Origin of the sequence: Candidatus Pelagibacter sp. HIMB1521, assembly GCF_052047875.1 — a bacterium.
GTDB lineage: Bacteria > Pseudomonadota > Alphaproteobacteria > Pelagibacterales > Pelagibacteraceae > Pelagibacter.
This window is the reverse complement of the sequence record NZ_JBNAIZ010000008.1, coordinates 1-18,611: the sequence shown is the minus strand read 5'-3', so window position 1 is coordinate 18,611 and position 18,611 is coordinate 1. Positions and strand designations below refer to the sequence as shown.

17 protein-coding genes and 1 pseudogene are annotated in these 18,611 nt (G+C 28.9%); 12 read left to right on the top strand and 6 right to left on the bottom strand.

The window, feature by feature from the left end:
* Positions 1-48 precede the first annotated feature (48 nt).
* The gene (locus tag ACTTA5_RS04135) at positions 49-2,337 is read left to right on the top strand and encodes an NADP-dependent malic enzyme (RefSeq protein ID WP_440648166.1); all 2,289 of its coding nucleotides are present in this window, start codon (positions 49-51) and stop codon (positions 2,335-2,337) included.
* Here the strand turns inward: ACTTA5_RS04135 and ACTTA5_RS04130 are convergent.
* Positions 2,334-2,930: a BON domain-containing protein gene (locus tag ACTTA5_RS04130; protein WP_440648164.1), complete on the bottom strand. Its 597-nt coding sequence runs from the start codon at positions 2,928-2,930 to the stop codon at positions 2,334-2,336. The genes ACTTA5_RS04135 and ACTTA5_RS04130 overlap by 4 nt on opposite strands.
* The gene (gene rsmI / locus ACTTA5_RS04125) at positions 2,920-3,780 is read right to left on the bottom strand and encodes a 16S rRNA (cytidine(1402)-2'-O)-methyltransferase (protein ID WP_440648162.1); all 861 of its coding nucleotides are present in this window, start codon (positions 3,778-3,780) and stop codon (positions 2,920-2,922) included. The genes ACTTA5_RS04130 and rsmI overlap by 11 nt, the downstream gene beginning before the upstream one ends.
* A gap of 33 nt (positions 3,781-3,813) precedes the next feature.
* Here rsmI and ACTTA5_RS04120 point away from each other — a divergent pair, with 33 nt between their 5' ends.
* A complete protein-coding gene (locus ACTTA5_RS04120) occupies positions 3,814-4,968 on the top strand; it encodes an ABC transporter substrate-binding protein (protein WP_440648160.1) in 1,155 nt (384 codons plus the stop codon).
* Here the strand turns inward: ACTTA5_RS04120 and rdgB are convergent.
* Complete coding sequence (gene rdgB / locus ACTTA5_RS04115; RefSeq protein ID WP_440648158.1) at positions 4,952-5,554, bottom strand: RdgB/HAM1 family non-canonical purine NTP pyrophosphatase; 603 nt, start codon at positions 5,552-5,554, stop codon at positions 4,952-4,954. The two genes, ACTTA5_RS04120 and rdgB, sit on opposite strands and share 17 nt — an antisense overlap.
* 36 nt (positions 5,555-5,590) lie before the next feature.
* Between rdgB and ACTTA5_RS04110 the strand changes: the two genes are divergently transcribed.
* From ACTTA5_RS04110 to ACTTA5_RS04085, 6 genes are all read left to right on the top strand, one after another.
* Positions 5,591-6,244 (top strand): nucleotide exchange factor GrpE, encoded by a 654-nt coding sequence (locus ACTTA5_RS04110; protein ID WP_440648156.1) that lies wholly within the window; start codon positions 5,591-5,593, stop codon positions 6,242-6,244.
* 63 nt (positions 6,245-6,307) lie between these two features.
* A complete protein-coding gene (dnaK, locus tag ACTTA5_RS04105; RefSeq protein ID WP_440648154.1) occupies positions 6,308-8,233 on the top strand; it encodes a molecular chaperone DnaK in 1,926 nt (641 codons plus the stop codon).
* 29 nt (positions 8,234-8,262) lie between these two features.
* Positions 8,263-9,390 carry a molecular chaperone DnaJ gene (dnaJ, locus tag ACTTA5_RS04100; RefSeq protein ID WP_440648152.1) on the top strand — a complete coding sequence of 376 codons (1,128 nt, stop codon included), beginning with the start codon at positions 8,263-8,265 and terminating at the stop codon, positions 9,388-9,390.
* A gap of 170 nt (positions 9,391-9,560) precedes the next feature.
* A complete protein-coding gene (dapB, locus tag ACTTA5_RS04095; RefSeq protein WP_440648150.1) occupies positions 9,561-10,337 on the top strand; it encodes a 4-hydroxy-tetrahydrodipicolinate reductase in 777 nt (258 codons plus the stop codon).
* Positions 10,337-10,990: an endonuclease III gene (gene nth / locus ACTTA5_RS04090; RefSeq protein WP_440648148.1), complete on the top strand. Its 654-nt coding sequence runs from the start codon at positions 10,337-10,339 to the stop codon at positions 10,988-10,990. Before dapB ends, nth begins: the two co-directional genes overlap by 1 nt.
* Position 10,991: 1 nt before the next feature.
* Complete coding sequence (locus ACTTA5_RS04085) at positions 10,992-11,921, top strand: adenosine kinase (RefSeq protein WP_440648146.1); 930 nt, start codon at positions 10,992-10,994, stop codon at positions 11,919-11,921.
* A gap of 101 nt (positions 11,922-12,022) precedes the next feature.
* Here ACTTA5_RS04085 and ACTTA5_RS04080 read toward each other — a convergent pair whose 3' ends face one another.
* A complete protein-coding gene (locus ACTTA5_RS04080) occupies positions 12,023-12,586 on the bottom strand; it encodes a DNA-binding response regulator (RefSeq protein ID WP_440648144.1) in 564 nt (187 codons plus the stop codon).
* Positions 12,587-12,597: 11 nt separating this feature from the next.
* Between ACTTA5_RS04080 and ACTTA5_RS04075 the strand changes: the two genes are divergently transcribed.
* Positions 12,598-13,092, top strand: coding sequence for a L,D-transpeptidase family protein (locus ACTTA5_RS04075; RefSeq protein ID WP_440648142.1), 495 nt, complete (start codon positions 12,598-12,600; stop codon positions 13,090-13,092).
* Here ACTTA5_RS04075 and ACTTA5_RS04070 read toward each other — a convergent pair.
* The gene (locus tag ACTTA5_RS04070; RefSeq protein WP_440648140.1) at positions 13,089-13,748 is read right to left on the bottom strand and encodes a YggS family pyridoxal phosphate-dependent enzyme; all 660 of its coding nucleotides are present in this window, start codon (positions 13,746-13,748) and stop codon (positions 13,089-13,091) included. The two genes, ACTTA5_RS04075 and ACTTA5_RS04070, sit on opposite strands and share 4 nt — an antisense overlap.
* Here ACTTA5_RS04070 and ACTTA5_RS04065 point away from each other — a divergent pair.
* Positions 13,743-14,267 (top strand): thiamine phosphate synthase, encoded by a 525-nt coding sequence (locus ACTTA5_RS04065; RefSeq protein WP_440648138.1) that lies wholly within the window; start codon positions 13,743-13,745, stop codon positions 14,265-14,267. The two genes, ACTTA5_RS04070 and ACTTA5_RS04065, sit on opposite strands and share 6 nt — an antisense overlap.
* A 52-nt stretch (positions 14,268-14,319) precedes the next feature.
* Here ACTTA5_RS04065 and ACTTA5_RS04060 read toward each other — a convergent pair whose 3' ends face one another.
* Positions 14,320-15,306, bottom strand: a complete 987-nt coding sequence (locus ACTTA5_RS04060; protein WP_440648136.1) for a porin — start codon at positions 15,304-15,306, stop codon at positions 14,320-14,322.
* Positions 15,307-15,512: 206 nt separating this feature from the next.
* Here ACTTA5_RS04060 and ACTTA5_RS04055 point away from each other — a divergent pair, with 206 nt between their 5' ends.
* Both ACTTA5_RS04055 and leuS read left to right on the top strand, forming a co-directional pair.
* Complete coding sequence (locus ACTTA5_RS04055) at positions 15,513-16,067, top strand: DUF3576 domain-containing protein (protein WP_440648134.1); 555 nt, start codon at positions 15,513-15,515, stop codon at positions 16,065-16,067.
* An 8-nt stretch (positions 16,068-16,075) separates the two neighbouring features.
* Positions 16,076-18,609: pseudogene (gene leuS / locus ACTTA5_RS04050) on the top strand (leucine--tRNA ligase).
* Positions 18,610-18,611 lie beyond the last annotated feature (2 nt).

The following is an 18,611-nucleotide window of genomic DNA, read 5'->3' as shown; positions in this document are numbered from 1 at the left end:
ATAATAAAAAATATAAAATAGATAAAGTTTGTATTCAGTTTAATAAAAATGAAAAAAACAAAGATTGATCATTACACAGATAAAGAAGCTTTAGATTTTCATAAAGATAAGAAACCTGGCAAGATCGAAATAATTTCTTCAAAGAACATGACTACTAAAAGAGACCTTGCTCTTGCTTATTCTCCAGGGGTTGCTGCCCCAGTTAAAAAAATAAGTGAGGATCCAGAAGCAGCTTATGATTATACGAGTAAAGGAAATTTAGTAGCCGTAATTAGTAATGGTTCTGCAATTTTAGGATTGGGCAACTTAGGAGCATTAGCCTCTAAACCAGTTATGGAGGGAAAGGCAGTACTATTTAAAAGGTTTGCAGATATAGATTCGATTGATTTAGAAATAGACTGTAAAGACGCTGATGAAATTATCAATTCAATTAAAAACTTTGCTCCGAGTTTCGGAGGAATAAATTTAGAGGATATAGCTGCACCAGATTGTTTTATCATAGAGCAAAAACTTAAAGAAATATTAGATATTCCAGTATTTCATGATGATCAACATGGAACAGCAATTATCACAACAGCAGCTTTACTGAATGCACTCGACATAAGTGGAAAATCAATCAAAGATATAAAAGTTGTGGTTAATGGTGCAGGTGCATCTGCTCAGGCTTGTACGGAGTTATTTATTAACTCGGGTGTTAAATCTGAAAATGTAATAATGCTAGATCGAAAAGGTGTGATTTATAAAGGAAGAGCGGAAGGTATAGATCAATGGAAATCAAGATTTGCAATTAATACAGATTTAAGAACTTTAAGTGATGCAATTAAAGGAGCTGATGTCTTCTTAGGATTATCCTCAAAGGGTGTTTTGAAAAAAGAAATGGTTAAAAGCATGTCTAAAAATCCTATAATATTTGCATGTGCAAATCCTGATCCAGAGATTACACCAGAAGAAATAAATGAAGTAAGAGATGATGCAATTATTGCAACTGGAAGATCAGATTATCCCAATCAAGTAAATAATTTAATTGGATTTCCTTACATATTCAGAGGCGCACTAGATGTAAGATCAAAAACAATTAATGAAGAAATGAAAGTTGCTGCTGCTGAAGCTATAGCAAAACTTGCTAGAGAAGATGTGCCAGATGAAGTTGTTGCAGCTATGGGAGGTGAAAGACCTCATTATGGAAAAGATTATATAATTCCATCAACTTTTGATCCAAGACTAATTAGTGTTATTCCAGCTGCTGTAGCTCAGGCTGCTATTGAAAGTGGAGTTGCTAGAAAAAAAATTGATAACTTTGAAATCTACAAAGAGCAACTTAAACAAAGATTAGACCCAACAGTTACAATTATGCAAGGTATAAACTCGTTCATAAAAAAAAATCAAAAAAGAATTGTTTTTGCAGATGGAGAAGATGAAAATACTTTAAAAGCTGCAATAGCATTTAAAAATTCAAAACTTGGTATTCCAATTTTGGTTGGTAAAGAAAGTAAAATTAAAGAACAGATTAAAAATATAGGTTACAGCGAAAATTTTGATATTGAAATTACTAATTCAAAAGATGAAGAAAAAAGAAAAAAATATGTAAATCATCTATTCAAAAAACTTCAAAGAGAACAAGGTTTATTAGAAAGAGATTGCGATCGAATGGTCAGAAACGATAGAGTTGTCTGGGCTACTAGCATGGTCGCTTGTGGAGATGCGGATGGTGCAGTTACTGGAAATACTAGACGTTTTGGAGCATCTCTTGAAAAAATTAAACAAGTTGTTGATGTTAGAAAAGGTGAAATAATGTTTGGACTAAACATGGTTGTCAATAAGGGGAAAACTATTTTCATTGCAGATACAAGCGTTCATGAATACCCTACATCAGAAGAAATGGCTGAGATTGCAATTTCAGCTGCAAGAGTGGTAAGACTTTTTGGAATTGATCCAAAAATAGCATTTGTTTCACATTCCACATTCGGACAACCTTTGACAAGTAGAACAAAACATATTCGTACGGCAGTAGATATTTTAAAAGATAAACAAGTTAATTTTGAATTTGACGGTGATATGCAGCCTGATGTTGCTTTAAATCCTGATTATGAAGAACTATACCCTTTTGCAAAAATAGTAGGTAAAGCAAATATTCTGATAATGCCTGGACAACATAGTGCAGCTATATCTTATAAACTAATGAAAACTTTAGGTGATACTAAAGTTATAGGACCCTTATTGATTGGACTTGGTTTGCCAATTGAAATTGCTCCTCTTAGATCTTCAACATCAGAAATTATCAATTTAGCTTCAATTGCTGCTTATTCATCTGAGGTAATTGAATATAAAATAGATTAATTTTTTTGAATTCTCAAATCTTCAAGTAGCAAAATACTTGCAACAACATCTTCTACATCAAGAATTTCTTTTGCTTCACTGATAACCATTTCTTTTTCTTCATCAGTTAAAGCTATTCCATAAACGTAAATTTTCTTTTTATAAGTATCTATTTGATAATTTGTTGCTTTTATATTTTTATTTACTATCAAAGCAGTTCTTAATTGAGATGTTATAAGTAAATCTTTTGCTGACTGCTTAAAATTAAATTCCTCTTTTATTTTAATATCATTTCTTACCGATCTTGCGCCTTTTGTTTCCCAGGCAATTTTAGTAATTTTTAACTTTTCTTCTGGTGCATCAACTTTTCCCGTAATAAATATTCTTCCATCCAAAACTTTAGTTTTAACTTTTAAAAAATGTTTTTTATCCATAGCAAGTATTTTACTTGAAATTGTTTTTTGCATAATAGAGTCATCTATTTGCGTGCCGACAGTTCTTGGGTCAATTGCTACTGATACTCCTGTCCCAAATAAACCAGTTGAGCTAACTCCTGGCACACAACCTGATAGAATAATTGATAAAAAAATAATTATTAAAATTTTAAATTTCATTTTTTAATTTTAAACAAAAATTATAAACCACTTTTTTGGGAATATTTTTATTGTTACATATTAAATCTGTAATTTCTTTTGTAGTTAATTTGTTAATCATTTTCTTAATTAAATTAATATCTGATTCACTTAGATTTTGCGAAGCTTTTTCCTCTTTTTTTTCAGAAATAACTATTGTTAATTCGCCTTTTAATTCATTGTTAAATAATTCCAATTCATCAATATTCTTTCTAATATACTCTTCATATAATTTAGACAGCTCTCTACAGAAGACTATTTTTCTTCCATTAAAAAATTTTTTAAATGCAGGAATAAGTTTATTTATTTTTTTTGATGATGAAAAAAAAACTAAACTGTGATTAAAATTTGATAGTTTTTTCAATTCATCTTCAATTTGATTTTTTTTTTCTGGTAGAAAACCATAAAATATAAACTTATCTGAAAACCCGCTTGCTGCAACAGCAGTTGTAACTGCTGAGGGTCCAGGTATTGAAAATATGTTAAGATTATTTCTTATACATTCATTTACCAATACTAGGCCTGGATCAGAGATGCTTGGAGTTCCTGCATCTGATATAAGTGAAATTAATTTACCTGATTTTAAATATTCAATTATTTGTAATGTATTTTTTTTTTCATTAAATTTATGGTTTGAAATCAATTTTGATTTAATTTGATATTTTTCTAATAAATGTTTAGAGACACGTGTATCCTCACAAAGTATATAATCTGATTTTTCCAGAATCTCTAAGGATCTAAACGATATATCTTTTAAATTACCTATTGGTGTTGCTACTAAATAAAGCCCATTTTTATAATCATTTGATTTAAATTGTGATTTTGTGAACATAATTCAGCTTAAAAATTATATAATAACATCAAAATGAAAAAGATTATCAAAATTATTTCCATTTCTTTACTTCTCTTATTATTAAACTTCTTAAATTTAGTTAATGCCAATGAAAAAATAAAAATTGGACTGTTAGTTCCGATGACTGGAGAAAATAAAGATCTAGGAACTTCTATTATTAAGGCTGTAAGTTTAGCTGTCAAAGATATTAATAATGATTTAATTGAAATTTATCCAAAAGATACTGCAACAAGAGCCAACAAAACTCTTAAGTCTGCTTTTGAATTAAAACAAATGGGAATAAAAATTGTCATTGGACCAATATTTCATGAAAGTTTAACTTATTTAGATGAAATGAAAGATTTAACTTTTTTATCATTAACAAATAAAACTTTAGATTTACCTGAAAATGTAATTTCTGCTGGTATAAATTCCACATCACAGTTTAATACTATAAAAAAATTTTTAGATAATAATAATTTACAAAAAACTCTTTTTTTAACACCAATTCAGAATTTTGAGTTTGAAGTCAAAGATGGTGTTAAAAATTCCAAAATAAAAGTTTTTAAAAATTTTGAATACAATACTGAGCCAACAAAACTTACAAAACAAATTGAGAAAATAACTAAATACAAAATTAGGAAACAAAATCTTGCTGATGAAATAAGAAGAGTTCAAGAGTCAAATGAACCAAATAAAGAAAGAAAAATTAAAAGCTTGGAAAAAAAATACACGATTGGAAATGTAAATTTTGATGCAGTTGTAATATCTGATTTTGATGAAAGCCTTAAAAGTGTTGCAACCTCTTTGCTCTACACTGATGTATCTCCAAAAAATAAATATTTTATAACTCTTAACCAATGGTTTGATGAAAGTTTAATGAAAGAGACAAATATTCAACCAATTTATTATCCATCAATTAATAAAGAAAATTTTGATAATTATAAAATTAAATATTTTAATGCTTTTAATCAAAACCCATCCCATCTCTCGTTGTTAAGTTATGATTTGGTTGGTTTAGTATATTATCTTACATTGAAATCAGATCTTTCGAAAACGGATAAATTATTTAAGAAAAAAAATTCATTTAAAGGTAAGATAGGAATTTTTGATATTAAAGATAACAAAATTAATCACAGATTAAATTTTTATAAAATAGAAGATAAAAAACTTACAGAAATCTTTTAAGCTTTTTGAAAGCTTGATAACGATGGTCCATTTTATATTTTTGAGATGATTTCATTTCACCAAATGTTTTAGATTTTTTTAGTGGAATAAAAATTGGATCATAACCAAATCCATTTTTCCCCTTTGGCTCATTTGATATTCGACCCTCAACTTTGCCTACTACACAAGCAATTTTTTTATTTAAATGATAGATTGATAGAGCACAAACAAATCTTGCTTTAATTTTTTTATTTTTCCAATTCTTATCCTTTTTATCTAACTCCCTAAATACTTTTTTAATAGCTTTATTAAAATCCCCAGATTTTCCTCCCCATCGTGCAGAATAAATTCCAGGTCTTTTATCTAAATGATCTATCTCCAAACCAGAGTCATCAGCCAAACAAATCAGACCAGTTTTTTTAGAGAAATGTTTTGATTTAATTAAGGAATTTTCCTCAAAAGTTTTTCCATTTTCAGCAGGACTTTTAAGTTTAAAATTAGAAGTAGAGTAAATTTTGATATAATTTGGTAATAAACTCCTAATTTCTCTTAATTTACCCTTGTTGTTAGTACCAATGAGTAATTGTTTAATTTTTAGCTTAGACATCTAGAAATAATTAAATTCCTTACCATATATTAGCTTATGGAAAAAGAAGAAAACCAAAACAATACTTCGAAAAACGAAAATCAGAATTTAGAAAAAGAAACTGAAAAACCTAAGGAAAGCTCGAAGAGTGAAAATAAACAAGAAACACCTCAGGAAACCAAAGAAGAAATTAAAGAACCAACTCCAGAAGAAAAAATTGCTGAACTAGAAGATAAACTGGCACGAACTTTTGCTGAAATGGAAAATCAAAGAAGAAGGTTTGAAAAAGAAAAAGAGGATGCCTTTGAGTATGGAGGTTCTAGTTTTGCTAAAGAAGCATTAAATTTAATTGATAACTTAGATCGTTCTAAACATTTTTTAGAAAGTGATGACAAATTAAAAGAAACAGACGCTTTAAAGATGACACTGGAGCATTTAGAGATAATTAAGAAAGATTTAATTTCTATTTTTGAAAAAAACAATATTAAACCAATTGATTGTATTAACAAAAAACTAGATCCTAACTTTCATCAAGCAATGATGGAGATTGAAGATGACACTAAAGAAGCTGGAACAATTGTTCAAGAGATTCAAAAAGGCTTTACTATTAAAGATAGACTTTTAAGACCTTCATTAGTTGGTGTCTCAAAAAAAATTACCAAAAAAGAAGAAAAAACTGAACAAAATCAGGAAAATTCAGGAGATAAATAATAATGAGATCAACTTGTAGTTTCAAATTTAAACCCTATATGACGAAAGAGAGAAAATAAAGTTATGAGCAAAATAATTGGAATAGACTTAGGAACAACCAACTCTTGTGTTGCGGTAATGGAAGGGACACAAGCTAAGGTTTTAGAAAATGCAGAAGGAGCAAGAACGACACCTTCTGTAGTTGCATTTACTGATGAAAATGAAAAATTAATAGGTCAACCTGCAAAAAGACAGGCAGTAACAAATCCTGAAAATACAATTTTTGCAGTTAAAAGATTAATCGGAAGAAATTTTGATGATCCAACAGTAAAAAAAGATGTTGAAGCTGCACCATTTAAGATAGTTAACTCTGAAAAAGGAGACGCTTGGATTGAAGCTAAAGGAGAAAAGTATTCTCCCTCACAAATCTCTGCATTCATATTACAAAAGATGAAAGAGACAGCTGAAAAATATTTAGGATCTGAAGTGACAAAAGCTGTAATTACTGTACCAGCATATTTTAATGATGCACAAAGACAAGCTACAAAAGATGCAGGTAAAATTGCAGGACTAGAAGTTTTGAGGATTATCAATGAACCAACTGCTGCATCGCTAGCTTATGGTTTAGACAAAAAACAAAATAAAAAAATTGCTGTATACGATCTAGGTGGAGGAACATTTGATGTTTCTATACTTGAGTTAGGTGACGGTGTATTTGAAGTTAAATCAACTAATGGAGATACTTTTTTAGGTGGTGAAGATTTTGATAATGCTATCGTTGATTATTTAATTTCTGAATTTAAGAAAGATAATGGTATTGATCTTAAATCAGATAAACTTGCTTTGCAGAGATTAAAAGAAGCGGCTGAAAAAGCAAAAATAGAATTATCATCTGCAGAACAAACAGACATAAATTTACCATTTATAACTGCAGATAAAACAGGTCCGAAACACATTAATTTAAAGATGACTAGAGCAAAACTTGAGGCTTTAGTTGAAGACTTAATTGCTAGAACAATGCCTCCATGTCAGACTGCTTTAAAAGATGCAGGAATTACCGCAAGTGAGATAGATGAAGTGGTTATGGTTGGTGGTATGACTAGAATGCCAAAAGTTATAGCAGAAGTTAAAAATTTTTTTGGAAAAGACCCTAATAAGAGTGTAAACCCAGATGAAGTAGTTGCAATGGGTGCTGCTATTCAAGCAGGAGTTTTACAAGGAGATGTTAAAGACGTTCTTTTATTAGACGTTACACCGTTATCATTAGGTATTGAAACGCTTGGTGGTGTTTCAACAAAACTAATTGATAAAAACACGACAATTCCAACTAAAAAAAGCCAAGTTTTCTCAACCGCTGAAGATAATCAGCCAGCTGTTTCTATTAGAGTTTTACAGGGTGAAAGAGAGATGGCTTCTGATAACAAGTTATTAGGTAATTTTGAATTGGTAGGTATTGCGCCAGCTCCAAGAGGAGTTCCTCAAATTGAAGTTACATTTGATATTGATGCTAACGGTATCGTAAATGTTTCGGCAAAAGACAAGGGAACAGGTAAAGAGCAGAAGATACAAATTCAAGCTTCTGGTGGATTAAGTGATGAAGAAATTGAAAAAATGGTCAAAGATGCTGAAGCTAATAAAGAAGCTGATAAAAAGAAAAGAGAGTCGGTTGATGTTAGAAACCAAGCAGACACTTTAATTCATTCAACTGAGAAAAACTTAAAAGAGCATGGATCAAAAATTTCAGATGCAGAGAAAAAAGCAATTGAAGATGCATCATCTGCTGTAAAAGAAGCTCTAAAAAGTGAAGATATTGAAGATATCAAGAAAAAAACAGAAGCTTTAGTTCAAGCTTCAATGAAACTTGGAGAAGCAATCTACAAATCACAACAAAGTGCTAAACCAGAATCAGGAAAAGATGATGGTGGAGATGATACAGGTAAAAAAGACGAGAATGTTGTTGATGCTGATTTCGAAGAAGTAAAAGACGAGAATAAAGAAAAAAGCGCATAAACTGACATTTAATTGTCTGGGGTAATTTGATGGCTAAAAGAGACTATTATGATGTCCTAGGCGTTAAGAAAAGCGCAAGTCCTGATGAGCTAAAATCTGCATATAGAAAACTAGCAGTTAAATATCATCCAGATAAAAATCCAGGTGATTCAAAGGCTGAGGAGAAATTTAAGGAAGCTAGTGAAGCCTACGGAATACTTTCAGACAAAGAAAAAAGACAAAACTACGATAACTTTGGACATGCTGCATTTGAAAATGGTGGTGGTAGACCAGGTGGCGGTTTTGGTGGTTTTAGTGGAGCTGATTTTTCAGATATTTTTGAAGATTTCTTTGGTGATTTTGGAGGTGGAGGGAGATCAAGAAACAGAAGGTCAAACAACAGAGGTTCAGATTTAAGGTACGATTTGTCAATTTCATTAGAGGAAGCTTATCACGGGAAAAAACAAGATATAAAATTTGCAACTACTGAGCAATGTGGAACCTGTAAAGGTAATGGTTCAGAACCAGGTTATTCTCCAGACAGGTGCTCTTATTGTGGAGGAAATGGAAGAATAAGATCTAACCAGGGTTTCTTTACTGTTCAACAAACATGTCCACAATGTAATGGTAATGGTGAAGAAATCACCAATCCATGCAATGATTGTAATGGTCAGGGCAAAAAACAAGCATCCAAAAAAATATCTGTAACTATTCCGAAAGGAGTAGATGATGGCACTAGAATAAGACTTGCTGGAAAGGGTGAAGCTGGCAGCAGAGGTGGTGCTACAGGTGATTTATATTTATTTATAAATGTTCATTCTCATGAACTATTTAAAAGATCAGATGAAAACTTATTTTTTGAATTTCCTCTATCTCTTGCTGATGCAGCTCTTGGAACTACTATTGAAATACCAACAATTGATGGTGGGCGGGCAAAAATAAAAATTCCAGATGGAACTCAAAATGGTAAACAATTTAGATTAAAAGGTAAAGGAATGCCATTTATGAGAAGAGGTGATTTTGGTGATTTATATGTTCAGGTAAAAACAGAAGTGCCTGTATATTTAAACAAAAAACAGAAAGAATTATTAGAACAATTTAGAGAAATAGAAAACGACAAGTCAAATCCAAGTATTAAAAAGTTTTTTCAAAAAGCAAAAGACTTTTGGAAGAATTAATTTGTGGGTTTAGAGGAAATAATTCCATCAATAGCTTTAATATTAATACTAATTCTAATTTTACCTAGCTTCATAAAATCAAACTTTAAAAAAAAAGTATTTTTTAAAAATTTAAGTATTTGGGGTGTCATTATAATTGTTCTTATGATACTTCTATATTTTATCACTTAATGAAAAAAATTAATTTAGCTATTTCAGGATGCATGGGAAGGATGGGTCAACAACTCATCGAGTCATCTAAGAAAAATAAAAATTTCAAATTAGTTACACTTACAGAAAATAGATTGGTAAATAAAAAATTTAATGGAATTAAACCTGAATTAAATTCTGATAAAGCCTTTAAAAAAATTGATATAATTATTGATTTTACTGTTCCTAAATGCACCCTTGAAATATTAAAAATAGCATCAAAATTAAAAAAAAAAGTAGTAATTGGTACCACTGGATTTTCTAGAGCTCAAGAAAATCAAATTAAAAAATATTCAAAAAAAATAGCTATTTTAAAAGCTGGTAACATGAGTTTGGGTGTAAATTTATTAATGTATTTAACTGAAATTGCCTCTAAATCACTAAATGAGGAATACTTGAGCAAAATATTTGAAGTACACCACAAACATAAAAAAGACTATCCATCTGGTACAGCATTAATGCTTGGAAGGGGAATTGCTGATGGAAAAAATAAAAATTTATATAATTTAATTGGTAAGAAATTCTTGAATAAAAAAACATTTCCTTATGGAAAAAAAATTAATTTTAACTCAATTAGAAAAGGTGAAATTATTGGTGAACATGAGGTAAAATTCTCAAGCGGTAAAGAAATAATTACATTAAATCATGAGGCTTTTGATAGAGCACTTTACTCAGATGGAGCTTTAACAGCATCAAAATGGTTAATGAAAAAAAAACCAGGATTATATTCAATGAGAGATTTACTTAACTTTTCTTAATGAATGAAAAAGAAAAAGCAAAAATAATTATCAAAACTTTAAATAAAATTTATCCTAAAGTACCAGTTCCTCTAAAAAGTAAAAATACTTTCACTCTTTTAATTTCAGTTTTACTGTCTGCTCAATGTACTGATATAAATGTCAACAATGTAACAAAACATATATATCCAAAATACTATAAGCCAGAACATTTTGTAAAATTAGGAAAAAAGAAAATTGAAAAATTAATAAAAAAAATTGGGATTTTTAGAGTCAAAGCTAAAAGCATTTACTTGATGTCAAAACAAGTGCTAGAAAAACATAAGGGTAAAGTACCTAGAACTTTTGAAGAACTTGAAGAATTACCTGGTGTGGGCCATAAAACAGCAAGTGTAGTAATGTCTCAAGGTTTTGGATTTCCAGCTTTTGCTATAGATACTCATATTCACAGACTTGCACAAAGATGGGGTTTAACAAATGGAAAAAATGTAGTTCAGACTGAGAAAGATCTAAAAAGAATTTTTCCAAAAAAAACCTGGTCAAAACTTCATTTACAGATAATTTTTTATGGTAGAGAATATTGTAAAGCTAGAGATTGTTATGGGCTAAGTTGTAAAATATGTACTACGTGCTACCCAAATAGAAAAAAACCTGTTATTACAAAAAAAGCTTAATATGAAAATTTTGGGAATAGGTAATGCTATTGTAGATGTAATTTGTAAAGTAGATGACAATTTCATTGAGCAAAATAATCTTACAAAAAGTACTATGAAATTATTATTTGATGAAAATGAGTTCAAAAATCTATTAAAAAATCTTAAAATAGAAAAAACTGTTTCTGGAGGATCAGTTGCAAACTCTATAGTCGGTATATCTCAACTTGGTAATAAAGTTGGATTTATAGGAAAAATTTCAGATGATAAATTTGGTAGTAATTATGAAGAAGGTTTAAAAAAGGAAAACGTAGAATATTTTTATTCAAAAAAAAAAGAAGTATTACCAACAGGAACATGTTTAATCTTGATAACTCCAGACTCAGAGAGAACTATGTGTACTTTTTTAGGTACAGCAGGAAAAATTAATGAAAACGATGTTGATACCAATGCTATTAAAAGAAGTGAGATAATTTTTTTAGAGGGATATCTGTGGGACAAGGGAGAACCTAAGAAAGCTTTCGATAAAGCAATAAATAATGCAAAAAAAGTTGCTATGTCACTTTCTGACTTATTTTGTGTAGAAAGACATAAACCTCATTTTTTAAACTTAGTTAAAAACAAGCTTGATATAACTTTTACGAATGAACAAGAAATCATATCCTTAATTGAAGCAAAAAATTTTGATGAAGTTGTAAGTTTTTCAAAACAACTAAATAAATTAATCATTATAACTAGAGGTGAAAAAGGGGCAATTGCAGTTGATGGGAACGAGGTATTTGAAAGTGATATTCAAAAAAATTTAAAAATTATTGATCTTACAGGCGCAGGTGATTTATTTGCTGCTGGATTTTTACATGGATACATTAATAAATTACACACAAAAAAATGCCTTGAGAAAGGTACCGAAATGTCATCTAAAGTAATACAGCAAATCGGTGCAAGACTTTAGATTAATTTTTTTTTCTTTTAAAACTTCCTTTACCTTTTTTTGGCTTAACTGTCTTAGGTATATACTTTTTGGAAAATAAGTCTTTAGCAATTGGATTTTTTTTATTTAATTTGATAACCATTTTTTTTACTAATTATAAATTCATTGTCCTTAAAAGTATTTAAAATTTTTTTTCTCAAGCGATATATATGAGTCTCTACAGTATGTGTTTCTATATCAGATTGATAACTCCATACTTTTTCCTGTAACTCATCAACGCTAACTGGTTTATTTGATTTAGATAAAAATATAATTGTATTAATTTCTTTTTCAGTCAATTTAAGCTTAATTTTTTTTAATAACATTTCTCTAGAATTTAAATCAATAATATAATTTTTTACTTTTACTTCTGATTGGTTATTGAACTGTGCTTTTAGAAATTCAATGTTAATTTTTTCTGTTAATTTATAAATACTTATAGGTGTTTGATTTAAAACAAATTGACGATTGATATTTAAGTTTTTATTATTTGTAATAACTAAATAATTATCAAGATTTTTTAATTTATCATTTAAAATATTTTTATCATCTGCATATAAAATGTTAAAATTTAAATCTGAGCAAAGTTCTTCTAAAATATGATATAATTCTAAAAATTTATAGACTATTATATTCTGAGTTAACATCGATGTAGATTATGACAATTTTGGTAAAAAATAAACATACTCTTCAACTAGATGAATTTACATTTAACTGTTGTATAGGAAAAAAAGGATCAACAAAAAACAAGAAAGAGGGAGACAAAAAAACTCCAAAAGGCACATTCAAACTTGAAAACCTTTACTTTAGGAAAGATCGTTTAAAAAAACCACTAACAAAACTTAAAACAATTGAGATAAAAAGAAATATGGGTTGGTGCAATGATATTCACTTTCCAAAAAAATATAACAAAATTATCAAAATTAAAAAAAAAATTAGACATGAAAAATTACGAAGAAGTGATCATAAATATGATTTGCTAATACCAATTAAATACAATTTTGAGAAACCTGTTACTGGACTAGGAAGTTGCATTTTTATTCACTTAACGAAAGATTTTAAACCTACAGCTGGATGTATTGCTTTAAAAAAAAAAGATTTTTTAATTCTACTTAAATTAATCAAAAAAAATTCTAAAATTGAAATTTTTTAATTTCGTCGACCAAAAATACTAGAACCAACTCTAACATATGTAGCGGAATGTTTAATGGCAAAAAGATAATCAGAAGACATACCCATACTTAACTCCTTTAAGTCGAAAGATTTATTGAGTTTGCTCATCTCTTCAAAATAATTATTGGGATCAATATTTGCTGGGGGAATACACATGAGTCCTATTAAATCTAATCCAATTTCTTTACAGTAAGAAACTAGCTGCCCTGTTTCTTCTTTTTTAACACCTGATTTTTGTTCTTCCTCACCTATGTTTATCTGCAAAAAAACTTTAATTTTTTTATTTATTTTATTTTGTTCATCAACAATTTTTTTGGCAAGTTTCGCACTATCAACAGAATGGATATAATCAAATATTCTCACTGCGTATTTTACTTTGTTTGTCTGTAATTTTCCAATCATATGTAATTTTATATGCAAATTATTTTTTTTAATTTCCGACCATTTTTCGTTTGCTTCCTGAACTTTATTTTCTCCAAAATCAATATGTCCATGTTCTATAAGTGGTAAAATTTTATCAATTTCAAAAGTTTTGGATACTGCTATAATTTTAGGACTTCTATTAATATTAAATTTATTGAGATTAACTTGAATATTATTATCAATATCTAATAAATTTTTAACAGTGTTATGCATAAAAATACTAAATATTACTTCATAAATAAATTTGAAACAAACAATATTGATAAACAAGATAAGCAAACTATTATTATTTATAGAAACTATTCATCAGGAAATGCAGATGAAAAACTTATTTTAAAAATTAAAAACTATTGTAAAAAAAAAAGAATAAAGTTTTATCTCTCTAATAACATTCGACTTGCTATAAGACTTAATTTAGACGGGGCGTATATTCCATCATTTAATAATTATACAAAGCATTTATCCTATTCCTTAAAAAAAAATTTTAAAATTGTAGGATCTGCACACAATCTTAAAGAAATAAAAATTAAAGAAATACAAAAAGTTGATCAAATTTTCTTATCATCATTATTTAAAAAGAATAAAAATTATTTAGGAATAAATAAATTTAAATTACTTTCAAAGCTTACAAAAAAAGAGGTGGTTACTTTGGGTGGTATTTCTAAAAAAAATATAAAAAAACTCAAAATTTTAAATCAATCTAAATTTGCTGGAATATCTTATTTTGAATAAAAAAAAGGCCTCTTAAAAAAGAGGCCTTTTTATAAATTACAATCTAACTAGATTAGAATGCAAATGAGAACGCGATTTCGTATGAATCTTCGTCGTCAGTTGCACTGTTCTGAATGTTATCAGTCGAGTTAAACGCTGCACTTATTGATACACCACCAGATGTATAAGAAGCAGAGAAACCAGATGATTCCTGTTCAGTTGTACTTGTACCTTCTTCGTACGTGTGTTGTCCGTAAGATACTGAGAAGTCATCGTTCACAGCGTATGATACACCCCAAGAGTCAGAAGAATCATGGTCAGTTGCTGCTGATCCATCTCTTTCAGATTCTTGAACACCAACTGTAAATGAACCTACTGCATATTTAACCCATAAAGTTGAAACATCGATTGATTTAGTAGCAGTTTCGTCATACTCACCAACTGCATAACCGATAGATAAACCTTCAACCATTTCTGGAGCTATTTGGATACCCATATCACTGTATGAGCTTACTCTAGCTGGAGTTCCACCTGAAGCAGCTGTAGTACCAGTTGATTGGTAAGCCATATGGAATGATGCACCGCTAATACTTGGTGAGTCATATCTCCATAAGTTATCTCCGCCATAACCAGCGATTACTGTGTTACCATCAGTAGTACCATCAGCTCTTTTCTTAGTTAGAGCAAATACTTCTTCATAAGCTGTTGGCATCACATCATCCCAACCACCTATTACTGAATCACCACCGTGACCAGCAAAAGTAATTGTACCCATTTCATCGTTACCAATTTTGATGCTTCTGTTATCGAAACTTCCTGTAGAAGCCGCACCAGCACCATCTAGCTCTAAGCTAGTAGTAACAGTTAAACCATTATCAGTTTCACCTGAAATTGTCATAGTTACACTGTCATTCATGTAGTAACCAGTTTTGTCACTGTCAAAAGCACTTGTAAAAGCAACAGAAGCACCACCACTAAGTGATACATCAGCAGCTTGTGCTGAAACAGCAACTAGAGAACCAGCTAATGCTGATAATCCAATTTTTTTAAAGTTGTTCATATTAATTACTCCTTTTTAATTGTTATTATTAATAATAAACGCTGAACTTTTAACATTTTTAGTGTTTTTTTTTCCCTAAAATCCAAGAATAATGGTTTTTTTTACCTTATGTTGTATTTTTACAACACTATTAATAACAGTAAAATATAAGGTTTTTTTAATTTTTTTTTTTAATGTATATAATCCCTTTTATATTACCAATTAAGATGTCTCATAAATTATTCAAAATTATCTTAGCAACCGTTTTAACAAGTTTACTTCTGTTAAATTGCAAAGGAGGAGATGCAAGAAAAAATCCCCCTGATCCAAGAGAAAGAGTTAAAAAGAATTTAGAGGAAGGAAAAGGTTTCAGACTTGATACTGCTATGAAAAATATGTCAGGTGGTGGTGTTGGAAGTTTTGAATTTGCAAGCTCAAATGAATTATGGAGAGCCTCTTTAGATATAATTGATTTTATGCCATTGACTTCAGCAAATTATAGTGGAGGGATAATTATAACAGATTGGTATTCTGAAAATCCCGATGAAGCAATCAAAGTTACAATAAGATTTTTAAGTAACGAAGTAAGATCGGATGCTTTAGACATAAAAATTTTTTATAAAAAATGTGAAAATTTAGTTAACTGTACAATTTCAGATTATAAAGGAAATTTAAAATCTGAACTAACTAAAGAAATTTTAAAAAAAGCTGCGATATATAAAAAACAAAATAAAGATAAAAATTTTAAGCCTTACGCAGGTAATAGTCTAAATGACGATTAAATCATTCTGTGACAAGATATAATTTTAAAGAAATCGAACAGAAGTGGCAGGATTTTTGGGAAGAAAATAAAACTTTTCAAACATCTACTGATAAATCTAAAGAAAAATTTTATTGTCTTGAAATGTTTCCATATCCTTCAGGAAAAATTCATATGGGACATGTTAGAAACTATACTATTGGTGATGTTTTGGCACGTTTCAAAAAATTGCAAGGTTTTAATGTTTTGCATCCAATGGGTTGGGATTCTTTTGGTATGCCAGCAGAAAATGCTGCAAAACAAAACAATTTAAATCCAAAGCAATGGACTGAAGAAAATATTTCCAATATGAAAAGACAATTAAAAAAACTTGGTTTATCTATCGATTGGGATAGAGAAATTTCAACTTGCTCACCAGAATATTACAAACATCAACAGGAATTTTTTTTAGAACTTTATGACAAAGGATTAGTATATCGTAAAGAACAGTATGTAAATTGGGATCCAGTAGATCAAACTGTACTTGCTAATGAACAAGTCATAGATGGGAAAGGTTGGAGATCGGGTCATCCTGTTGAGAGAAAAAAATTAAATCAATGGTTTTTTAATATTACAAAATTTTCAAACGAGTTATTGGAAAGCTTGGATACACTTGATGAATGGCCTAATAAAGTAAAAATAATGCAAAAAAATTGGATTGGAAAATCCTTTGGATGTGAAGTGTCATTTAAAATTATTAGCTCCAAACCAATAGAAAAAATAAAATGTTTTACTACAAGACCAGATACATTATTTGGTTCATCATTTTTAGCTTTATCAATTGACCACCCCTTATCAAAATATTACGAAGAAGATAAAGACTTTCTAGATTTCAAAAATAAATGTTCAAATACTGGGACAACAGAAGAAGCGATTGCAAATGCTGAAAAAATAGGATTTAAAACAGATTTAATTGCAATTAATCCCTTAGACAAGAATATAAAAATTCCAGTTTATTTTGCTAACTTTGTATTAATGGATTATGGGTTAGGAGCGGTTTTTGGATGTCCAGCACATGATCAAAGAGATTTGGACTTTGCAAAAAAATATAACTTAAAAATTTTACCTGTTGTTACACCAAAATTAGGAGAAGATTTAGTAATTAATGACAAAGCCTATACTGGACCAGGATATATTTTTAATTCTGATTTCTTAGATGGATTAAAATCTCCTTCAGAATCAATTTTAAAAACTATAGAATTCTTAGAAAAAGAAAATTTAGGAGAAAAAAAAATAAATTTTAGATTAAAGGATTGGGGTATTTCGAGACAAAGATATTGGGGATGCCCCATTCCTATAATTTATGATGAAAATAATAATCCAAAAAAAGTTCCTAAGGAAATGTTACCGGTATTATTACCTGAGATTAAAAAATTAGATGAAACTGGAAATCCTCTAGACAGGATAAGTGATTGGAAAAATATCAAAATTAATAATAATAACTTTAAAAGAGAAACCGATACTTTAGATACTTTTGTAGATTCATCTTGGTATTTTTTAAGATTCTGCTCTCCAAAAAATAATAATTACGGATTTAGTCAAGAAGATGTTGACTATTGGATGCCAGTTGACCAATATATTGGTGGCGTTGAACATGCAATTTTACATTTATTGTATTCAAGATTTTTTATGAACGCCTTATCTTATAAAAGTAAAAATTTTAATCTAAAGGAACCTTTTAAAGGTTTGTTTACACAAGGAATGGTCTGTCACGAAACATATAAAGACAATAACAATAATTGGTTAAGTCCTGATGAAATAGAAGTAATTAATGGAAAAAAAGTTCTTAAATCTGATAATTCTAAATTGATAAAAGTTGGATCATCAGAGTCGATGTCAAAATCAAAAAAAAATACTATTGATCCAGAAAATATTATTAATAATTTTGGTGCAGATTCTGTTAGATTATTTATACTATCTGATAGTCCACCTGAAAAAGACGTGCAATGGTCTGAGGAAGGGATTTCTGCATCATATAAATTTATTCAAAAACTTTGGATATTAAATAGTAAATTTCACGAGGAAATAAATAAGAAATATTTAAAAGATCAAGATGATGAATTGATAAAATTTACAAACAAATTTATTCACAAATTAGAAAATAATTTAAAAAATTTTAGTTACAATATTATCATAGCAAACATGCACGAAGCCCATTCTACATTAAATAAGATACTTTTAAAAAATTATAAATCTACAACCTTAATTGAAAATTATAAAAAAATTTTAATATCAATATCAATAATTATTCCTCACTTTTCATCAGAGTGCATTGATCAACTTGAAGATAGTCAAGATTTAAGATGGCCACAATATAACAAAAGTTTAATTGAAGAAGACGAAACAAATATAGTAGTTCAAATAAATGTAAAAAAAGAAATATCCTAAATTTTAAAAAAGATACAAAAGAGGATGATATTTTTGAACAAATTATCAAAGATAAAGTGATTGTTAAATATTTAATAGATAAAAAAATAAAAAAGAAAATCTATGTAAAAAACAAACTAATGAATATTATAATTTAATG

Excerpts from the sequence above, each read along its gene's own strand:
- ACTTA5_RS04135 (WP_440648166.1), top strand. The coding sequence starts at position 49 with ATGAAAAAAACAAAGATTGATCATTACACAGATAAAGAAGCTTTAGAT.
- ACTTA5_RS04130 (WP_440648164.1), bottom strand. The coding sequence starts at position 2,930 with ATGAAATTTAAAATTTTAATAATTATTTTTTTATCAATTATTCTATCA.
- rsmI (WP_440648162.1), bottom strand. The coding sequence starts at position 3,780 with ATGTTCACAAAATCACAATTTAAATCAAATGATTATAAAAATGGGCTT.
- ACTTA5_RS04120 (WP_440648160.1), top strand. The coding sequence starts at position 3,814 with ATGAAAAAGATTATCAAAATTATTTCCATTTCTTTACTTCTCTTATTA.
- rdgB (WP_440648158.1), bottom strand. The coding sequence starts at position 5,554 with ATGTCTAAGCTAAAAATTAAACAATTACTCATTGGTACTAACAACAAG.
- ACTTA5_RS04110 (WP_440648156.1), top strand. The coding sequence starts at position 5,591 with ATGGAAAAAGAAGAAAACCAAAACAATACTTCGAAAAACGAAAATCAG.
- dnaK (WP_440648154.1), top strand. The coding sequence starts at position 6,308 with ATGAGCAAAATAATTGGAATAGACTTAGGAACAACCAACTCTTGTGTT.
- dnaJ (WP_440648152.1), top strand. The coding sequence starts at position 8,263 with ATGGCTAAAAGAGACTATTATGATGTCCTAGGCGTTAAGAAAAGCGCA.
- dapB (WP_440648150.1), top strand. The coding sequence starts at position 9,561 with ATGAAAAAAATTAATTTAGCTATTTCAGGATGCATGGGAAGGATGGGT.
- nth (WP_440648148.1), top strand. The coding sequence starts at position 10,337 with ATGAATGAAAAAGAAAAAGCAAAAATAATTATCAAAACTTTAAATAAA.
- ACTTA5_RS04085 (WP_440648146.1), top strand. The coding sequence starts at position 10,992 with ATGAAAATTTTGGGAATAGGTAATGCTATTGTAGATGTAATTTGTAAA.
- ACTTA5_RS04080 (WP_440648144.1), bottom strand. The coding sequence starts at position 12,586 with ATGTTAACTCAGAATATAATAGTCTATAAATTTTTAGAATTATATCAT.
- ACTTA5_RS04075 (WP_440648142.1), top strand. The coding sequence starts at position 12,598 with ATGACAATTTTGGTAAAAAATAAACATACTCTTCAACTAGATGAATTT.
- ACTTA5_RS04065 (WP_440648138.1), top strand. The coding sequence starts at position 13,743 with ATGCATAAAAATACTAAATATTACTTCATAAATAAATTTGAAACAAAC.
- ACTTA5_RS04070 (WP_440648140.1), bottom strand. The coding sequence starts at position 13,748 with ATGCATAACACTGTTAAAAATTTATTAGATATTGATAATAATATTCAA.
- ACTTA5_RS04060 (WP_440648136.1), bottom strand. The coding sequence starts at position 15,306 with ATGAACAACTTTAAAAAAATTGGATTATCAGCATTAGCTGGTTCTCTA.
- ACTTA5_RS04055 (WP_440648134.1), top strand. The coding sequence starts at position 15,513 with ATGTCTCATAAATTATTCAAAATTATCTTAGCAACCGTTTTAACAAGT.